Origin of the sequence: Microbacterium sp. SS28 (assembly GCF_022761035.1) — a bacterium.
In the GTDB taxonomy this organism is placed as follows: domain Bacteria; phylum Actinomycetota; class Actinomycetes; order Actinomycetales; family Microbacteriaceae; genus Microbacterium.
In genome coordinates, this window is the sequence record NZ_JAKWJP010000004.1 from 493,780 (window position 1) to 511,313 (window position 17,534).

Annotated in this window: 11 protein-coding genes and 3 tRNA genes; 2 read left to right on the top strand and 12 right to left on the bottom strand. The window is 70.2% G+C overall.

Annotated elements, in window-relative coordinates; all coding sequences use genetic code 11:
• Positions 1 to 76: 76 nt before the first annotated feature.
• The 9 genes from MJ607_RS13800 to MJ607_RS13840 form a co-directional block, all read right to left on the bottom strand.
• Entirely contained in the window at positions 77 to 4,798 is a 4,722-nt protein-coding gene (locus MJ607_RS13800; protein WP_243076173.1) for a PKD domain-containing protein, read from the bottom strand.
• Between the two features lie 55 nt (positions 4,799 to 4,853).
• The gene (locus MJ607_RS13805; protein WP_243076174.1) at positions 4,854 to 5,546 is read right to left on the bottom strand and encodes a hypothetical protein; all 693 of its coding nucleotides are present in this window, start codon (positions 5,544 to 5,546) and stop codon (positions 4,854 to 4,856) included.
• Entirely contained in the window at positions 5,519 to 6,736 is a 1,218-nt protein-coding gene (locus MJ607_RS13810; RefSeq protein ID WP_243076175.1) for a glycosyltransferase, read from the bottom strand. Before MJ607_RS13810 ends, MJ607_RS13805 begins: the two co-directional genes overlap by 28 nt.
• A 1-nt stretch (position 6,737) precedes the next feature.
• Entirely contained in the window at positions 6,738 to 7,628 is an 891-nt protein-coding gene (locus MJ607_RS13815; protein WP_243076176.1) for a hypothetical protein, read from the bottom strand.
• Between the two features lie 2 nt (positions 7,629 to 7,630).
• Positions 7,631 to 8,740 (bottom strand): Gfo/Idh/MocA family protein, encoded by a 1,110-nt coding sequence (locus tag MJ607_RS13820; RefSeq protein ID WP_243076177.1) that lies wholly within the window; start codon positions 8,738 to 8,740, stop codon positions 7,631 to 7,633.
• Positions 8,737 to 9,885 (bottom strand): DUF1972 domain-containing protein, encoded by a 1,149-nt coding sequence (locus MJ607_RS20235; RefSeq protein WP_243076178.1) that lies wholly within the window; start codon positions 9,883 to 9,885, stop codon positions 8,737 to 8,739. Before MJ607_RS20235 ends, MJ607_RS13820 begins: the two co-directional genes overlap by 4 nt.
• A gap of 206 nt (positions 9,886 to 10,091) precedes the next feature.
• On the bottom strand, positions 10,092 to 11,447 hold the full coding sequence (locus MJ607_RS13830; protein WP_243076179.1) for a sugar transferase: 1,356 nt from the start codon (positions 11,445 to 11,447) through the stop codon (positions 10,092 to 10,094).
• A 545-nt stretch (positions 11,448 to 11,992) separates the two neighbouring features.
• Complete coding sequence (locus tag MJ607_RS13835; protein WP_243076180.1) at positions 11,993 to 13,150, bottom strand: polysaccharide deacetylase family protein; 1,158 nt, start codon at positions 13,148 to 13,150, stop codon at positions 11,993 to 11,995.
• Positions 13,151 to 13,208: 58 nt separating this feature from the next.
• A complete protein-coding gene (locus MJ607_RS13840; protein ID WP_243076181.1) occupies positions 13,209 to 14,159 on the bottom strand; it encodes an SDR family oxidoreductase in 951 nt (316 codons plus the stop codon).
• A 115-nt stretch (positions 14,160 to 14,274) separates the two neighbouring features.
• On the opposite strand from MJ607_RS13840, the gene MJ607_RS13845 reads away from it, so the two are divergent.
• Entirely contained in the window at positions 14,275 to 15,528 is a 1,254-nt protein-coding gene (locus MJ607_RS13845; protein WP_243076182.1) for an FAD-dependent oxidoreductase, read from the top strand.
• A gap of 85 nt (positions 15,529 to 15,613) precedes the next feature.
• Here the strand turns inward: MJ607_RS13845 and MJ607_RS13850 are convergent.
• The 3 genes from MJ607_RS13850 to MJ607_RS13860 all read right to left on the bottom strand — a co-directional run bounded on the left by MJ607_RS13850 (position 15,614) and on the right by MJ607_RS13860 (position 15,929).
• Positions 15,614 to 15,686: transfer RNA gene (locus MJ607_RS13850), tRNA-Phe, on the bottom strand.
• A gap of 68 nt (positions 15,687 to 15,754) precedes the next feature.
• Positions 15,755 to 15,828: transfer RNA gene (locus MJ607_RS13855), tRNA-Asp, on the bottom strand.
• 25 nt (positions 15,829 to 15,853) lie between these two features.
• Positions 15,854 to 15,929, bottom strand: a tRNA-Glu gene (locus MJ607_RS13860).
• A gap of 202 nt (positions 15,930 to 16,131) precedes the next feature.
• On the opposite strand from MJ607_RS13860, the gene MJ607_RS13865 reads away from it, so the two are divergent.
• On the top strand, positions 16,132 to 17,526 hold the full coding sequence (locus MJ607_RS13865; RefSeq protein ID WP_374238056.1) for a peptidoglycan DD-metalloendopeptidase family protein: 1,395 nt from the start codon (positions 16,132 to 16,134) through the stop codon (positions 17,524 to 17,526).
• Positions 17,527 to 17,534 lie beyond the last annotated feature (8 nt).

The window sequence follows — 17,534 nt, forward strand, 5'->3', positions numbered from 1 at the left end:
CTCCTTCCGCGGGACCGATCCTCGTTCGGATGAGCTCCCTCCCAAGCGAGATCCCAGCCGAACCCTTGTCACCCGGTCATTGCGCCGGGCCGGCGAAGAAGCCGTCGTAGCTGTACACGACGGGAACCGTGGTCGCACTGGACGACAGGTAGCTGTTGACCCCGACGTAGCCGGGAGCCTGCAGCACCGCGGTGCTGTCGGTCGCCGTCAGCGCCCAGGCTGCGGGCTCGGCCGTGCCGGTGCGCCAGATCTTGGCCCTGAGCGTCGTTGCGTTTACGCCCGTGACCTGCAGCCGCACGTTGAGCGAGTCGGGTGTCGTGACGGACAGCCCAGGGATCGTGATGCTCGTGAGCACCGTCTCGGCGCCGCCCACCGTCCGCGTCAGCCAGAGTGCGACGGCCCCGGTCGATGCCACGCGGAACTTCGCGCGGTAGTCATTGAGGTTGTCGATCTGCCGGCCGATCCCCGAGAAGTAGTACCCGCCGCCGGTCGACGGCTGGTTGATCGCGATCGTGAACCGCTCCTCCGTGCTCGTCGACGGCGTCGCGCCGGGCAGCGAAGCCGTGTAGCTGTTGCCCGCCGACAGCGTCACCTTGCCGACGCCGCCCGCGACGGAGAACTTGCTCAGGGCCGTCGCGGTGCCGGGGTTCATCGTCCAGGCCCCGCCGACCTCGGAGGTGCCCCACCCGTTCGTCGCCGTCCGCTCGAACGAGTCCTTCGCCCACACGAGAGGCGCCGTCGCCGTGACCGACTGACTCGTGACGCCCGTGGCGCCTCGGTTGTCGGTCACGGTGAGGGTCACCGTGTAGGCGCCCGGACCGGCGTACGGGTGCGACGTCGTGGCGCCGGCTCCGGTGGTTCCGTCACCGAAGTCCCAGGCATACGAGGTCACCGTTCCGTCCACGTCCGCCGATCCGGACCCGTCGAGCGCCGCGGTGAGGTCGGTCACCGTGGACGTGAACGATGCCGTCGGAGCCTGGTTGGCCACCGCCGTCGCATCGTGCGTCACGGTCGCCGTCGCGCCGCGGTTGTCGGTCACGGTGAGGGTCACCGTGTATGTGCCGGCGGTCGCGTACGAGTGCTGGGCGGTGCTGCCCGTCCCCGTCGCTCCGTCGCCGAACTGCCATGCGTAGCTCGCGATCGTCCCGTCCGTGTCGCTCGACCCCGAGCCGTCGACCGAGACGGTGAGCAGGTCGCTGCTGACCGTGAACGCGGCGACCGGCGGCACGTTGGGAGCCTCCGAGACGGTCACGCTCTTGGACAGCGTGCCCACGGCGCCGTCGTCGTCGGTGACGCTCAGCGCCACGGTGTAGGTGCCGGCCGCGGCATAGACGTGCGTCGCCGTCGCCCCGGTCGCCGTCTGCCCGTCCCCGAAGTCCCACGCATAGCCGGCGATGGTCCCGTCGGAATCCGACGAGGTCGCGGCGTCGAACGCCACCGAGAGGTGCGTCGGCGTCGCGGTGAACGCGGCGGTCGGCGCTTGGTTGGGCGCGACCGACACCGTCCTTGTCGTCGTGCTGCTGAGCGCCGTGGCGTCCGTGACCTTCAGGGTGATCGTGTAGGTGCCGGCCAGCGTGTACACGTGCGAGGCCGTGACCCCGGTCGCCGTCGCGCCGTCGCCGAACGTCCACTCGTAGGTCGCGAGGTTGCCGTCGGCGTCCGTAGATGCCGTGGCATCGACATCCGCCGTCAGCTCGTTCTTCGTGACGGTGAACGACGCCACGGGCGCGCGCTCACCGGGAGTCCGGCCGCTCGCCGCGTAGTGCGCCCGCATGCGGTCCTCACTGAGCACCGAGGCGTAGACCGCAGCCTCGTCGAGCGTGCCGTTGATGTAGTTGCTCGATGTGCTGCCGAAGGTGCGGTCGCCGCCCACGCGCCAGTACCCGCGGTAGTTCTGCGAGCCCGTGACGGTGTTGCTGCCGACGAGCTTCGTGTCGACCCACAGCCTCATGCCGTCCGGTCCCTGCGACGCGACGGCGTAGTGCCACTGCCCGTCGTTGTAGGCCGTCGGGCTCACGAGGCTCACCTGACCGCCGCTGTTGACGCCGAAGCTGAGCCTGCCGTTGCTCTGCATCACGATGTGCCGGTCGTACGACGTGCTCAGCGAGCTCGTCGCATTGCCGAACCCGATGAGCTTGCCGCCGCTCGTGCTCGTCGTCTTGAACCACACCTCCGCCGTGTACGCCTTCGGCGCGTTCCACGCCTCCTGTGCCACGACGAGCCCCGACGAGCCGTTGAAGCCCGTCGCGGTGTCGCCCGTGATCGCACCCGCGGCGCCACGGGTGACGGTCCCGGTCTGGTTGCCCGTCGTGCCGCCGGCCGCGAAGTCGCGGACCGTGCCCGACGCCGTCTCGTCGAGACGCCAGTAGAGGTCGGGCTGATCGGCCGAGACGGCGGTGCCGTAGGCGTCCACGGGTGCCGCGCTCCACGCCGCGCCGCGGCCGCTCGCGAGGTAGTGACCCTGGATGTCGGTCTTGGTGAGTGCCTTCGCGTAGACCGCGACGTCGTCGATCGTGCCGGAGAGGCCCGCGTCGCTGGGCCGGTTGGTGAAGCTGCCGGTCTGGTCGGCGCCGATGCGCCAGTAGCCGTCGTAGGCCTTGGGCGTCGTGTAGTTCTGGTCGCGATTCACGCGGATGCCGTCGACGTACAGTTCCATGCCTCCGCTTCCGACCGTCCCGACGAGGTGGTGCCACTGCCCGTCGTTGACGCTCGACCGGCTGTAGACCGTGCGGTACGAGCCGTCGTTGATCGCGAAGTTCACGTGCCCGGTCGCGTCGAGATAGAGGACGCGGTCGGTCATGCCCGAGGTCGAGGTCCCGGTCGCCGAGTTGCCGTAGCCGACGATCCGACCGCCGCGCGTGCTCGTCGTCTTGATCCAGGCTTCGACGGATGCCGCGACCCCGGCGGGAGCGATGTCGGTCGTCGTCATCCGGGGGTTGCTGCCGCCCGCCGAGGTCACACCGGCATCGGAATCGTTCAGCAGCGCGCCGCCCGCTCCGAGGGTCAGGCTGAGGAGCGTCCCGGGCGCATCGCCGACGTCGTCGAAGAGCTTCGTGCCGGTCGTCTCGTCGAGGCGCCAGTAGTGCGTCGGACCGCTCGCGCGGACGGCGCTGCGGTAGACGGATGGCGCAGCCGCGGACACCGTGACGTAGGGCGACCACGCGCTCCACTGGATGTTTCCGTCGGCGTCCTTCGCGCGCACCTGGTAGCGCACCTGCGTTCCGGGGGTCTGGCCCGTGTCGGTGATGCTGAGGCTCGGGAGGCGCCAGAACTCGCTGTCGGTGCGGGTGAAGGTCGCGATCTTCGTCGCGGGGCTGCGGAACACGTCGTAGGTGATCGCGGTGTTGTCGCGGTCCCATACGCTTCCGAAGGGCACCCGCACGAGACCGGCCTCGTTCGAGTAGGGCGCGGGCGTGAACGCGGTGTTGTTGAGCGGCGCCACGGCGTGCGGCGCGGTCGCGCGCTTCGCGAAGCGCACGAGACCCTGCTGGGCCGTCGTGTTGACCTTCGGGAACTCACCGCCGAGGACGATGTAGGTGTCGTTGCCCGTCACCGACCATGCCGCCTGGCGCGCTGACGTGTAGGTGCCGAACTCGAGGTCGGGGTACCAGTGCAGCAGTCCTGCGAACGGGATTCCGGTGTAATCCCAGCCGTAGGCGTCCTTCCTGGTGGTGATGCCGACGGGGAAGGTGGGCTCGGCGGTCGCCTTCTGCCAGCGGGAGCGCGGGCTCGTGTCGGGGAAGCCGTCCACGACCGTGCAGTCGTGCCGGTGGCCTACCGAGTACAGCACCTGCCCCTGCGGGAAGCTCGAATAGGTGTCGCCGAGGCAGTCGTTGATCCAATTGATGCTGCCCGTGTACGGATCGGCGGCGAAGGTGCCCTCGAACGACGCGCCCGCGCCGAAGGCGTAGCCCGTGCCGAAGACCTGCGCGCCGTCGGTGCTGAGGCTAGAGATGGCGCCGTTCAGGCCGGCCGTCTTGATCCTGTCGACCGCGGCCCAGGGCATCGTGTTGCCGGTCACGGCATCGAGCGACCCCATGCCGTAGGCGGTCGCACCGTTCAGCTGCGTGAACGAGCCCGCGATGATGACGCGCGAGCGGTCGGGACTCGTGACCATGTCCCACACGAAGCCGTCGCCGGCGGCCACCGGCGCCCAGGTCGTGATCGTCTCGGTCTTGGAGTTCCACGCGGCGAGCTCCGTGCGCGGCTGGCCGCCGCTCGAGCGGAAGTTGCCGCCGACGTAGACGGTGTCGCCCGCGAACGCGAAGCCGCGGACCTGGCCGTCGGTGCGCGGCGCCCAGGAGAGCAGCGCGCCCGTCGCGACGTCGAACGCCGCGACGTGCGACCGTGCCTGGCCATCGGCAGACGTGAAGTCGCCGCCGAAGTAGACGGTCTTGCCGTCCGGCGCGGCGCGCACGATGAGGCCTTGCGCGTCGAGCGAGTGCGCGAAGTTCGGGATCGGACTTCCGGTCGTGATGTCGAACGCGAAGATGTTCAGGGCGTCGATCTCGCCGGCGCCACCGGCAGCCACCCCGGGGGGACGGGCTTTGGTGAAGCTGCCGGTGACGTAGACGTTGTTGCCCACGACGGTCTGGCTCCACACGACGCCGTTGATCTGCCACGTGGGCAGCACATCGACGGTGACCGTGTCGGGCAGCACCGGAGGGTCGGCGGCCGCCGCAGGGGACGAAGGCACCACCACGAGGGCGAGGGCGGCGATGGTCATCGCCGCGGCTGTGAGCGATGCGACGGTGCGGCGGGCTGCAGTGCCCAGCCGGTCGCGGTGGGTGCCTTGCATGACAGTTCCTCTGATCGGTGCGCTGTGCGGGTGACGGGCGGCTGCGGAAGGCATGTCAGTCGAGCCCTCCGCGGAAGACGGCGGATGTGTGTCCTGCGTCGAAGTCGACGACGAGCGTGATCTGCGACATGGATTCCTCGGGGATCGCGAACGCGTAGACGGCGGTCGCGGTCGCGCCGGAGGCGAGGGTTCCCGCGAAGTCCTGCACGTCCGCCTCGTCGGCGTAGACGGGCTGCACCCGTCCGCCGTCCTTGTCGAGGACTGTGAGGACCGAGGTTCCGAGATCGATGCGGTCGGCGGAGCCGTTGGACAGCTCGAGCGTGAGCCGCGAGTAGCCCCGGCCCGGGAAGCTGCCGGGGCCCTTGGCGGTCTCCTCGCCGAACGACACGTCGGTGATCCGGACGCTCACGCCGTCGGGGTAGGTCACGGGGTCGGCGGTCGTCGCAGGATCGGCCTCCTGCGTCGGCGCAGCCGGGTCGCCCGGTCGCCCGACCTTCTCGACGGGCTGGTCGGAATCGACGTCGGGAGCGGCATCCGTCCCCGTCCCCGGGTCGACGCCCGAGGCGGACGCCGATGCCGACGGGGCCGGAGCGGGCGCTGTGCGCGAGGAGTCGGGCGTCGACTCGCGGGTCGGGCCCGCGCCCGCGGGCCCGGGCGCCGCGGAGCACGCCGCGAGGACGATGCACAGCACCGTCGCGGCCGCCGCGGCCCACAGCCGGGTCAGTCGAGGACTTCGCGGGGCGCCCATTGCGCCTCCTTGGTCGGGGCGCTCGCGGCAGGCCGTGCCTGCACGTCGAGCGCGCGGGAGAGACGCGAGTGGAACCTCTCGGGGCTGTATCGGAGCTGGGCCCGCACGGCATCCCGCCGCGCGGCGAGCCGGTACTCGGCCCACCGGTCGTGAACGCGCCGCAGTCCGAGCGCGAGCGACTCGGCGTCGTCGGGCGCCACGAGCACCGCCGCGTCGAACCCCGTGGCCGCCTCGGCGAGCCCCGAGTGATCCGCGACGACGACGGGGCGCTCGCTGAGGAGCGCCTCGATCACGACGTTCCCGAACGACTCGTCAAGACGGGACGGGACGACCGCGACATCCGCCGCCGCGAAGTCGTCCCACACGACCTCGTGGAATCCCGAGAAGCGCACGTGCGCCGCGAGGTCGAGCTCGTCGACGAGCGTGCGCAGCTGCGCCTCGTACCACTCGTATCCGGGGAAGACCGCGCCGACGAGCTCGACCTGCGGCTGGATGCCCGCGTCGCGCAGAAGCGCGGCGGCGCGGACGACGAGGTCGACGCCTTTGCGCGGCGAGAGCCGGCCGACGTAGACGATGCGGAACGCGCCCTCGAGCTCCTCGCGCGCGGCGCGCGGCTGCCGCGGGCCGCCGACGCCGTTCGGCACGACGTGGGCACGACCGAGCTTCTCGAGTCCGGGTGAGCCCGACACGCGCCTGCTCGTCTCGGAGTTGAAGACCACCGCGTTCGCGAGTCGCAGCGGAGCTGTGAGCAGTGCGCGCGCGGGCGCCGAGAGCCCCGCTTCCGCCTCGTGCACGTAGACGACGATCGTCCGGCGCGACAGGCGGGCGGCCAGCGTCCAGAACGGCAGCGTCACGGTGTTGGCCAGCACGACGTCGGGCTGGAGCTCGCCCAGAAGCCGCCGCATGCGAGGCAGCTGCACGAGCACCTCACCCACGAGCGACAGCATCCCGCGGACGCTGAGCATGCTCTTGCGCACGACGGGGACCGGGAGGATCTCGACCTCGGCGCCGGCGGCGCGCAGCTGCGGCACGAGCGGTCCGTCGGTCGAGCACGTGACGACGGTGCGCCAGCCGAGCGCGACGAGTCCCCGCGCGGCCTCGAGCGCCATCCGGTCCGAGCCGTAGAGGTCGGCGGAGGGATTGGCGATGAGGACGGTTCCGTAGGAAGACCGCTCGGCGGGCGCGACCATGTCAGGCCCCCCGCCAGTACTCGTCGACGAGGCCGACGGTCGAGGAGATGTTGGCGCGGCTGGATGCGCCGAACACGATCGACTCGAGGTTGGGCAGGGCGCACGCCCACTCGAGCGCCTCGCGCGCAGGGAGCGCGCCGCTCGCCATGACCGACATCGCGACAGCGCGGAACGGCCGCTTCTCCATCGCGTCGAGGTACGCCTCGACGCCTCCCGACATCCGGAATCCCAGCTTGTTGATGTTGGAGCACACGATCGGGTTCTGCACGCCGACGCGGTCCAGGTCGTCGAGCAGCCGGGGCAGGTTCATCGTGATGAAGCCCGGCTGCGCGTTGTAGCGCCGGCTCACGTGGTCGGCGAAGATGCGCAGCGCGTCCGTGAACCCGAGCCCCGAGAGCAGGTCGACGACGACGTTCTGCATCCAGATCACGGGCGTGTCGAGTCCCGCGAACATCTTGAGCTCGGCGTCGACGAGCAGGGTCGACACGCCTTCTATGTCCTTGCGGGCGAGCGACGTGGCGCCGCGTGCGATGCTGTCGAGCAGTCCCTCATCTGGCAGGAACTTGCGGATGGCGCCGAGGAAGCCGTCCTCGGTGACGGCGTTCGCGTACTTGTGCGCGTAAGGCATGCACGGGAAGAGCTTGAGGCCCGCATACCTCGCTGGATCGGCCCGGACGGCGTCGCAGACCTCCGCGATGCGGTCGTGCGTCGTGCACATGAAGGTCCTGATGCCCTCGTCGTACGCGGCGTCGATGACGTGCATGATCGCGGCGGTGTCCTGGAAGCGCATCTGCTGCGCGCGGGCCTTCTCCTCGGACATGTGGTTGACGCCGAAGAACTGGTTGTCGCCGAAGAGGAGGCGGTCCATCGTCCGGGTCGCGGTGACGGTCATCGTCAGGACCCCACTCTCAGGCTGCGGAAAGCGGCGCCGATGCCCCGCTTGACCGGCCGCTGGGTGCGGATCGAGCCGGTCCGCGTGAGGCGGGAGCCGTCGCGCGTCGCATCCTCGCCGATCATCGAGATGACGCGGTCGGTGACCGCCGCCGACGCGAAGTCGTTCTCGCCTTCGACCGCTTCGTCGACGATGCGCCGCACGAACGCGTCGAGCTGCGCACTGTACTCCTCCCCTCGGAGGTAGAACCAGGGCGCTTCGCTGAGCTCGGTGGTGTACCGGACGTTCCATCCGACGCCGTAGCCATCGGGGATCGGCGCGGTGTCGCGCAGATACACCTGGATCTCCTGGCGATCCGCGTAGATGCGGCCGTGCGTCCCCCACAGCGTGACCTTCGTCGTCATCTTGCGCTGTGACTCGTCCGACCAGTTGGCCACGATCTGCGCGGTGCCGCCCGGATAGTGCAGCGTGCTCGCGACGGCGTCATCGATCTGCGTCGAGAAGATGCTCGTCAGCTGGCTGCCGCTGACCGCCTCGGGCGTGCCGAGGTACCACGTGAGCAGATTGAGGGGGTGCGCCGCGTAGTCGTAGAGGCATCCGCCGCCGGTCGCGCGCTGGCTGCGCCACGTGTGACCCGACGGCTTGAGCACGACCGGCCCGTACGCCTCGGCGAGGGCCGTGTTGACGGAGCCGATCGCTCCGAGCCCGACGAGCCGGTGCACTTCTCGGAAGGCTCCGACGAACCGGTTGTGGTACCCGACCTGGGTCACGAGCCCGCGGGCGGCCGCGGCATCCGTGAGCACGGCGCTCTCGGCCGGATCGATCACGAGGGGCTTCTCGCAGAAGATGTGGATGCCCCGCTCGATCGCGGCTCGGATCATGCCGGCGTGCAGATGCGTCGGGGTCGCGACGATGAGCGCCTGGGGCCTGGCTTCGTCGAGCATGCGGTCGAGGTCCTTGAACGTGCGCACGCCCGTGTACTTCGAGAGCACGTCGAGCAGGTAGCCCGTCGCATCGCACACCCCGACGACGTTCACCTCCGGGTGCGCGGTGATCATCGACAGGTGCGACAGCCCCATCTTCCCCAGACCCACGACCCCGACATCGATCATGCGATGGCTCCCGTCTTCTCCTGCACTTGCCCTCGTCGCCCGAGCGCGTCGCGCAGGGCCTGCTCGTACTGGGCGCCGATCCGGGCCCACGTGAACTCGTCGCGGAACCGGGCGCGGCTCGCCATTCCCATGCGGCGGCGGTGGTCCTCGTCGGGCAGCAGCGACCGCAGGATGCGGACGAGGCTGCGCACATCGGAGAAGTACGCGTTCAACGGCCCCGCAACCCACGTGTTGTACGGGTTGCGGTGCGCGATTATCGCGTTTCCGGCCGCCATGGCCTCCACGAGCGAGGGGTTCGTCCCGCCGACCGTGTGGCCGTGCAGGTACACGGCGCTGTGGAAGCGCAGCGACCGCAGGCGTTCGGCGTCGAAGATGGCGCCGGGGAAGATGACTTCGTCGGATGCCGCAGCCAGGACGCGCGCCTGGTACGGGTCGTCGATCCCGTACGGGCCGACGACGACGAGCGGCCGGCCTCGCTCCTCGGCCGACCACGCGGTCACGATCTCGAGCACCGAGTTCTCGGGGATGGGCCGGCAGACGACCATCCCGTAGTCGCCCGGCGTGAGGCCGAGCTCCTTCGCGGGCCCCGTGGGCGCGTTCACGACCTCGTGCGCGCCGTACGTGATCGTCTGCACGCGCCGCTCTCCGAAGTGGCGCCGGAGGTAGGTCGCGATGACGGGATGATCGGCGATCAGCACGTCGCCCGACCAGCCCGCGAGCCGTTCGTTGGCGAGCAGGATGCCCTGCTTCGCGAGCCCCCACCGCCGGCGGGTCCACTCCATCCCGTCCATGTTGATGACGTTCGGGATGCCGCGCAGCCGCGGGACCACGTCGTAGACGCCCGTGTTGTAGCCGAAGGTCAGCCACACGTCGCCCGGCTCGTGGATCGCCATCGCGTGCCGGATGGACGTCAGATCGAAGGCGGAGGTGCCGCGCCACCCCTCTCGGGGCTCGTGGATCATCGTGCGCACGACCCCGTGCCACTCATCGGTCTCGATCGGGCCCGCGCCGTCCAGCTGGCAGTAGACCTCGACGGTCCAGCCGTGGTCTCGCAGATGGAAGGCGATGTTCTCGGCGGCCGTCTCGAAGCCGCCGTAGTTCGCGGGCACCCCGTGGGTGCCGAGGATGCGGACTGTCGGGTTCACGATGTCGCCACACCTTTCAGATCCGGGCCGTCAGCCTGCGGGGCGAGCGCATCAGGTGTCGGTGGAGCTGCGCCGCCCGTCCGCGGAGGCGGGGACCAGACCCGCACGGTCGCGGTGAACTGGGCGTGGGGCTGCTACCCAGGCGCGTTCCGCGCAGGGGCGGACGGGCGACGCAGGTGTGTGGGGAATCAAGGATTCTGTCCATCTCAATAGGCGCCTTTCGCGGCGACCATGACCTTGGCGGTGCGCCACATGATCATGAGGTCGGTCGTGAGCGACCAGTTCTCGACGTAGCGGAGGTCGAGGCGCACGCTGTCCTCCCACGACAGGTCGCTGCGACCGCTCACCTGCCAGAGGCCAGTGATACCGGGCTTGATGTAGAGCCGCCGCGAGACCGTGCCGTCGTACTCGGTGACCTCGCTAGGCAGTGGGGGACGGGGGCCGACGATGCTCATGTCGCCCAGCAGCACGTTGGCGAACTGCGGCAGCTCGTCGAGCGAGAACTTGCGCAGCACCGCGCCGACGCGCGTGATGCGCGGGTCGTGGCGCAGCTTGAAGAGAGGACCGGAGCCTTCGTTCTGCGCGCGCAGCGCCTCGAGCCGCGCTTCGGCGTCGACGGTCATCGTCCGGAACTTGAGCATCCCGAACTGCCGCCCGTCGCGGCCCACGCGGGTCTGCCGGAAGAGCACGGGCCCGGGGGAGTCCATCTTGATAGCCATCGCGATGAAGGGCGTCAGGAGCAGGATCGGGATGAGGGCGAGTGTCGCGAAGGCGATGTCGAACGCCCGCTTGAGAGCGTGGATGCCGCCCTCGAACTCGGGGATCTTCACCTGGATGAGCGGAAGCCCGTCGAGCTGGCGCAGCGAGATGCGGGGGCCGGCGACATCCGTGAGCCGGCTGCACAGGACGAGCTCGGCGGCCGTGCCCTCGAGCTCCCAGCTCAGGCGCCGGATGAAGTCGCGATCGTGCGAGGGCAGGCTCGCGACGATGATGGTGTCCGCCCCCGACACCCGCGCGCAGGCGGAAGTGGAGGCGATCGACCCGACCACGGGGTACGAGCGGTCTTCGACCTCGATCGGGCCGCCGCCGGAATCGGTCGTCGCGCCGATCACGACATAGCAGTGGTGCGGGTCGCGGACGAGGTTGCCGATGACGTACTCGACGTCCTCGCGCGTGCCGGCGACGAGGGCCCGCGAGACGCAGTCGCCGTGCTCGCGCTCGTGGATGAGCGACTTGCGCCAGAGCCAGCGGCTCACGAGGAGCGCGAGGAGCCCCGCCGGCAGCGCCGTCACGAGCTGCAGCCGCAGCCCCGGGAGCTGAAGGACGAGGAAGAGGATCGACAGGATGCCGAAGGCGAGCCCCGTCGCATGTGCGACCCGCGCGTACTCCGTCGACCCCGAACCGAGCACGGCGGTCTCCCGCGTATGACCGACCCACAGCAGCGCGAGCCATGCGCCCGCCACGAGGGCCGCGACGCGCGAGGCGCTCGTGAGACCGCTCGTCTCGGGCGAGACCGCGAACTCGATGCTCGCCGCCGCCACTGCGACGCCGATGACGCACACGGCGTCAGTCAGCGCGAGGCGCCGCCGGTACCGGCGCTCCCAAAGATGCCTTCGCTCCAGCGAAGGCTGTACACGCGGCGCGATCGCCACGGGCATCGGCTCCGACCGCAGACGGATCGCCGCCGGACGCCGGAGGAGATTTCGGGTCTCTCCTCCGGCGCCCGCAGTCGGCGGCGCGCCCCCTACGGTCAGTTTCAGTCCGCGGTCCACGGCGCGCACGACAGTGCGTCCCCAGTAGACATACCTTCCCCACAAAAAGACACGCTCGAACAGCGGCATTGCCGCTCGAACCATCCCCTTACTTCACGCAGACTCGATCGGGTGTACCGAGTCGGTTAGAGCTCCCAAGCCCCTCGCGCGATCACACTGTACGTCCGGCCGGAGCGGAAGACAAGACCTTTCCTGCCTCTCGATTTGACGTCGGGATCGACAAACCGCTAACGTCCGCTCTGTGAGTGGCGGAGAGCGCTATCCTCCGGATCGCGCACTGACTGTCCGAATGGCGCGCAGAAGCGCGTTCGAGCACTCCGGGAGCAGCCGGGCGTCTAGCCGATGAGCCTCACGAGGGCGTCGAGGCCCATTCCGTAGTTGATGCGCACGGTCGGCATCGCGAGCTTGTCGGTCCCGATCGTGATGTACCCGGGCTCGATCGTCCGCGCCATCTCGAAGCCTGCGAGTCGCAGGCCCTCCTTTGAGGTCTCGTTGTGATGCCCGAACGGGTAGGCCATGACCTCTTTCACACCGAGCACCTGCGCCGAGGTCTCCATGTCGGCGGCGATCTCGGCGGCGCTGAGGTTGACCATCTGGCCCTCGCCGTTCGCTCCCGCCTTGTGCATGTCGTGGGTGTGCGAGCGCCGCAGGACGTAGAGGTTCGGCGGCGGGTCCTGCCGGTACGCCGTGATCATGAACGACGTCGCGAGCACCTTGTACTTGTCCACGACGGGCGCCGCGAGGTCGAACCAGGACTGATCGGCATCGTCGTCGGTGACGATGACGGAGTGGTTCGGCAGCCACAGCCGCCCGTCGATGAAGGCGCTGAGCTCGTCCCACGTCGGCAGGTAGAACCCGCCCGTCGCGATGTGGTTCATGTGCGCGTCGAAGTCGCCGATGTACGCGTAGTTGCCGCGCAGCCAGCCGCTCTCGCCCTCGGGGTTCGCCGTGAACTGGTGGTACATGAGGATCGGGATCCGCGCGTTCTCGGCGACGTTCTCGTCCGGCGTCTTCCAGGCGCCGTAGAGCATCGCCTCCTGCTCCGTGCAGACGACCGGCTCGGATCCGTTGACACGGGCCGGGATGCTGAAGGATGCCGCATCCGCCGGCGTCGCGTACCACCCCGCGAACACGAGCCCTTCACGTGCGGGGACGGGGAGCGCCGTGTACAGCGTGCCCTGTGTCTGCAGCATGGGGGCCTCGGCGATGCCGTCGCCCTGGAAGCTCACGGCGCACGCGGCGGGATCGGCCGTCGTCGCGAGCAGCGCCTCGGACGGCGTCAGCGGAGTCGGGGTCGGCGTCGGCGTGGGAGATGGGGTCTGCGACGCCGACGGTGCGGCCGCGGCATCCGGAGTCCCGTTCAGCGCGATCGCCGCGTAGGCGACCCCCGCGCCCGCGAGGAGCGCGAAGACGGCGATGACCGCGACGATGACGCGGCGGCGCCGCACGCGCGCTGATGAGCGCCGCGGACGCAGCGCATTGCTCGAAGACATGGCGGCCCTTCACCTGTCACCCCATGGTCGCTCCCCAGCGACCCGTTCACGCGCAATGCTATCCGCGAACCGCGAAACGCACGCCCGCGAGCTCCTGCGAGAGGGCCCACATCCGCGCGGCGGCGGCGCGGTCGACGAGCCGGCGGTACATCCGCTGACGCCGCGGCGGTCCCTGCAGATGCATCAGCCCGCCTGGCCCGTAGAGGGCTCCGTCGGCGGCATCGGGGCGCGCGGCGGCGAAGAGCGCGGGGAGGGATGCCTCGGCCGGCGTGCCGCCGACGCCGGCGTCCATGATCCTGCGCGACAGGCGCGCCCCGACGCGGCGGCTCTCGAGCAGCTCGGCGGGCGCGATGTTGGTGATCGCGATGCCGGGGTGCGACAGGTTCGTCGTGATGCCCCAGCCTTCCGCGGCACTCCGTCGCCCGAGCTCGAGGCCGAAGAGGCTCACTGCGGCCTTCGACGAGCCGTAGGCCGCGAAGGCCGAGTACCCGCGTTCGAGCTGGAGATCGTCCCAGCGGACGGAGGAGAACCGCGCCGCGAGGCTCGACTGCACCGTGACGCGGGCTCGGCCCGCCTGCAGGAGGGGCAGGATCCCCGCGACGAGCGCGACGTGGCCGAGGTGGTTGGTCGCGAAGTGCAGCTCGAACCCGTCGGGGCTCGTGTGCCGCGCGGGATCGCCGAGCGCGATCATCCCGGCGTTGAGGACGAGGATGTCGATCGGGCGCCCGTCGGCGCGCAGGGCGTCGGCGCACGCGGCGACCGAGGCGAGCTGTGCCAGATCGAGGTCGACGAGGCTCAGCGCGGCATCCGGAGCGCTCTCCCTGATCTTCGCAACGGCCCGCTCGCCCTTGTCGCGGTTGCGGACGGGCAGCACGACCTCGGCGCCCGCGACGGCGAGGCCTCGGGCGATCTCGACGCCGACGCCGTCGCTCGCCCCCGTCACGACGGCGCGCGCACGGGACAGATCGGGGAGCGGAAGGGTCCAGCGCGGGGCCCGTGTCGTCGCCATGGACGGGATCCTCTCGGCAGGGGTAAGGAGGATCGGGTGAGCGCTGGTGCTCGCAGATTAGCGCGGCGCGCCGCGACGGGAAAGACTGGTGACCGTCGTGCGACAGGAGGCCGCTGTGAGGATCGCGATCGTCGGGTCCGGGGGAGCGGGGCTCACCGCGGCGTGGCTGCTCGAACAGGAGCACGACGTCACGCTCTACGAGGCGGACGACCGGCTCGGCGGCCACGCCCACACGATCGACGTCGAGGCGCGCGGCCAGAGATTCGGCGTCGACGCGGGGTTCCAGTTCTTCGGACCGGGGCGCACGTACGCGACCTTCACCCGCCTCCTCGAGGCCCTGCACGTTCCCGTGCGCTCCTACCGCGCGACGATCTCGCTCACCCGCACGCGCGAGCGCACGCAGGTCGCGCTGCCGCCGTTCCGCGCGGGCCGCCCCGTGTGGCCGTCGCTCAGGCCCTCGGCGGTGTGCGACCTCATCCGCTTCCAGAAGTTCCTGCGCGGCATCCCGCCGTTCCTCGCGCAGCACGACACGACCGTCACGATCGAGCAGTACATCGAGCGCGCGGGCGTCTCGCGGTCGTTCGCGGACCGCTTCCTGTATCCGCTGCTGCTCGCGTTCTGGTGCGTCGAGCCCGCGCAGTTCCGGCGGTTCGCGGCGTACAACGCGCTCTTCTATCTGGGCGAGGCGCTCACCGACGGGCTTCGCCCGCCGCTGCAGCTCGAGATCGAAGGCGGCATGCGGACGTACGTCGACGCCCTCGCCGCCGATCTCGCAAGCGCCGACGTGCGCGTGGGCGCGGGGGTGCAGAGCATCGCGCGCGAAGGCGACGAGTTCCTCGTGCGGGATGCCGCGGGCGGGCGCCGGGCGTTCGACCAGGTCGTCCTCGCGACGGGTGCGCGGCAGGCGCTCGCCCTCGTCGAGCCGCTCCCCGGCATGGAGCCCGTCGCGCGGCAGCTGCGACGCTTCGAGTACTTCGACACGAGGATCGCGATCCACGGCGATCGCTCACTCATGCCGCCCAGCGAATCGGTGTGGTCGATCGTCAACGCGCGCTGGGACGGCACGCACAGCCACCTGTCGATCTGGAACCCCGAGCGCGGACTGCCCGTCTTCCGCAGCTGGGTGACTTTCGACGAGCGGATGCCGCAGCCCCTCTACGCCACGGCGACGTATGAGCACCTCGCGCCGACCGTCGAGCACTTCGACGCGCAGCGCGAGCTGAAGCAGCTCCGCGGCCACGGCGACGTGTGGCTCGCGGGTCTCTACACCGACGACGCCGACTCGCACGAGAGCGCGGTGCGCTCGGCCGTCACGATCGCCCAGCGCCTGGCGCCGGATTCGCCGCGGCTGCGGAAGCTCATGGGCTGAGAGCGGCCGGGGGCCCGGCGGCGCCCGAGATAAGGGCCCGGAAATGAAGAAACCCCCGTGAGTAGAAGCCTCACGAGGGTCTCAGTGGCTCCGACGGGCGTCGATCCCGTGACCTCACGATTTTCAGTCGTGCGCTCTACCAACTGAGCTACAGAGCCGCACGGCATCCGAAGTTGCCGCGTCTAAGAGAAAGGCCCTCTGGAACCAGAGGGCCCGTCGCTTTGAGCGACCCTGACGGGACTTGAACCCGCGACCTCCGCCGTGACAGGGCGGCACGCTAACCAACTGCGCTACAGGGCCATGCTTATTCAATTATGGTGTCGGGTGGTGACCCCAACGGGATTCGAACCCGTGCTACCGCCGTGAAAGGGCGGCGTCCTAGGCCACTAAACGATGGGGCCGGATGAGTTCCTGGCTCAAGGCCCGGCGCTCACGCTTACCGACGCTCAAGCATAAGAGATCTACGACGAAACCGCCAATCGAGGGCGCGTCCCCTGGAAAAACAGGCCGAGACGGCGCACGATAGGTCGTGAGCGCCGCCCGCCGAAGGGTGGCGCTGCGATACGGCAACCCTTGCACCTGTGACTCACGTTGCTAGTGTGAATGGAGTTGTCCCGATCTGGGGAGGTTCGCGTGGAGCCGGATCACGCCCTCGAAGAGTGCGGCTGCGCGCCCACTCCCCGAGAGCGGCGTGCGCTCTGGCCCGCCGTCAGCCGCCGCACGGCGCTCGGCATCGCCGCCCTCGGGATCGTCGGCATCGCCGCGATCGCCGGCCCTCTGCTGCCCCCCGCCTTCGCCGCCGACTACCCCACGTGGGACGACGTCCAGGCCGCGCGCGCCAACGAATCCGCCAAGGCGCAGGAGGTCCAGCGGATCAACGGCCTCATCGACGGCCTCACGGCGGAGGTCGCGCGCACGCAGGCCGAGGCCGAGCGACTGGCGGGCGAGTTCTACATCGCGCAGCAGGCGTACTTCGACGCCGCGCAGCGCGCGGATCAGCTTCAGCAGCAGGCGGACGAGCAGGCTGCCAAGGCCGTCGACTCCGCCAACAAGGCCGGTCGCGTCGCAGCGCAGCTGTATCGCAACGGCGGCGACGACACCTCCCTCGAGCTCTTCTTCGCAGGATCGGCCGCATCCGCCGACGATCTGCTTGCGCGGCTGGGCACGATGGACCAGCTCATGACCCGCAACCAGGCCGTGTACGCCGACGCCATCACGGCGCGCGACTCGGCGCAGAGCCTCAGCGACCAGGCCGTCGTCGCGCGTGACGAGCGCGACCGCCTGCAGCAGGTCGCCGAGCAGAAGATGATCGAGGCGCAGGCCGCGGCGGACGCCGCGCAGACCGCCCTCGTCGAGCAGCAGTCGCACCTCGTCGAGCTTCAGGCGCAGCTCGCAGCGCTGCAGGACCAGACGGCGCAGACCATCGCCGGCTACCAGGCCGGTGTCGAAGCCGCCCGCAAGGCCGCCGAGGAGGCGGCCGCCCGTGCGCGCGCCGAGGCCGAGCGCCTCGCCAACGAGGCCGCCCAGAACGGCGGCGGCGGTGGTGGTGGCGGAGGCGGCAACGGCGGATCCGTCGTCGGCTCGGGCTGGGCCAGGCCCTCGTCGGGCTGGCGCACCTCCGGCTACGGCCCGCGCTCCGTGCAGTGCGGCAGCGGGTACTGCTCGAGCGGCTTCCACTACGGCGTCGACCTCGCGTCCGGCTGCGGCTCGGCGATCTACGCTGCGAGCAGCGGCCGCGTCGTCTACGCGGGGCGCAACGGCGGTTACGGCAACTACATCAAGATCGATCACGGCGGCGGCATCGGCACGGGGTACGGCCACATCCAGAACGGCGGCATCCTCGTCAGCTACGGCCAGCAGGTCTCTGCGGGCCAGCTCATCGCCTACGAGGGGAACACGGGCAATTCGTTCGGCTGCCACGTCCACTTCGAGACGTACGTCAACGGCTACCCCGAGAACCCGATCAACTTCATGGCCGACCGGGGAATCTCGGTCTGAGCCGACGG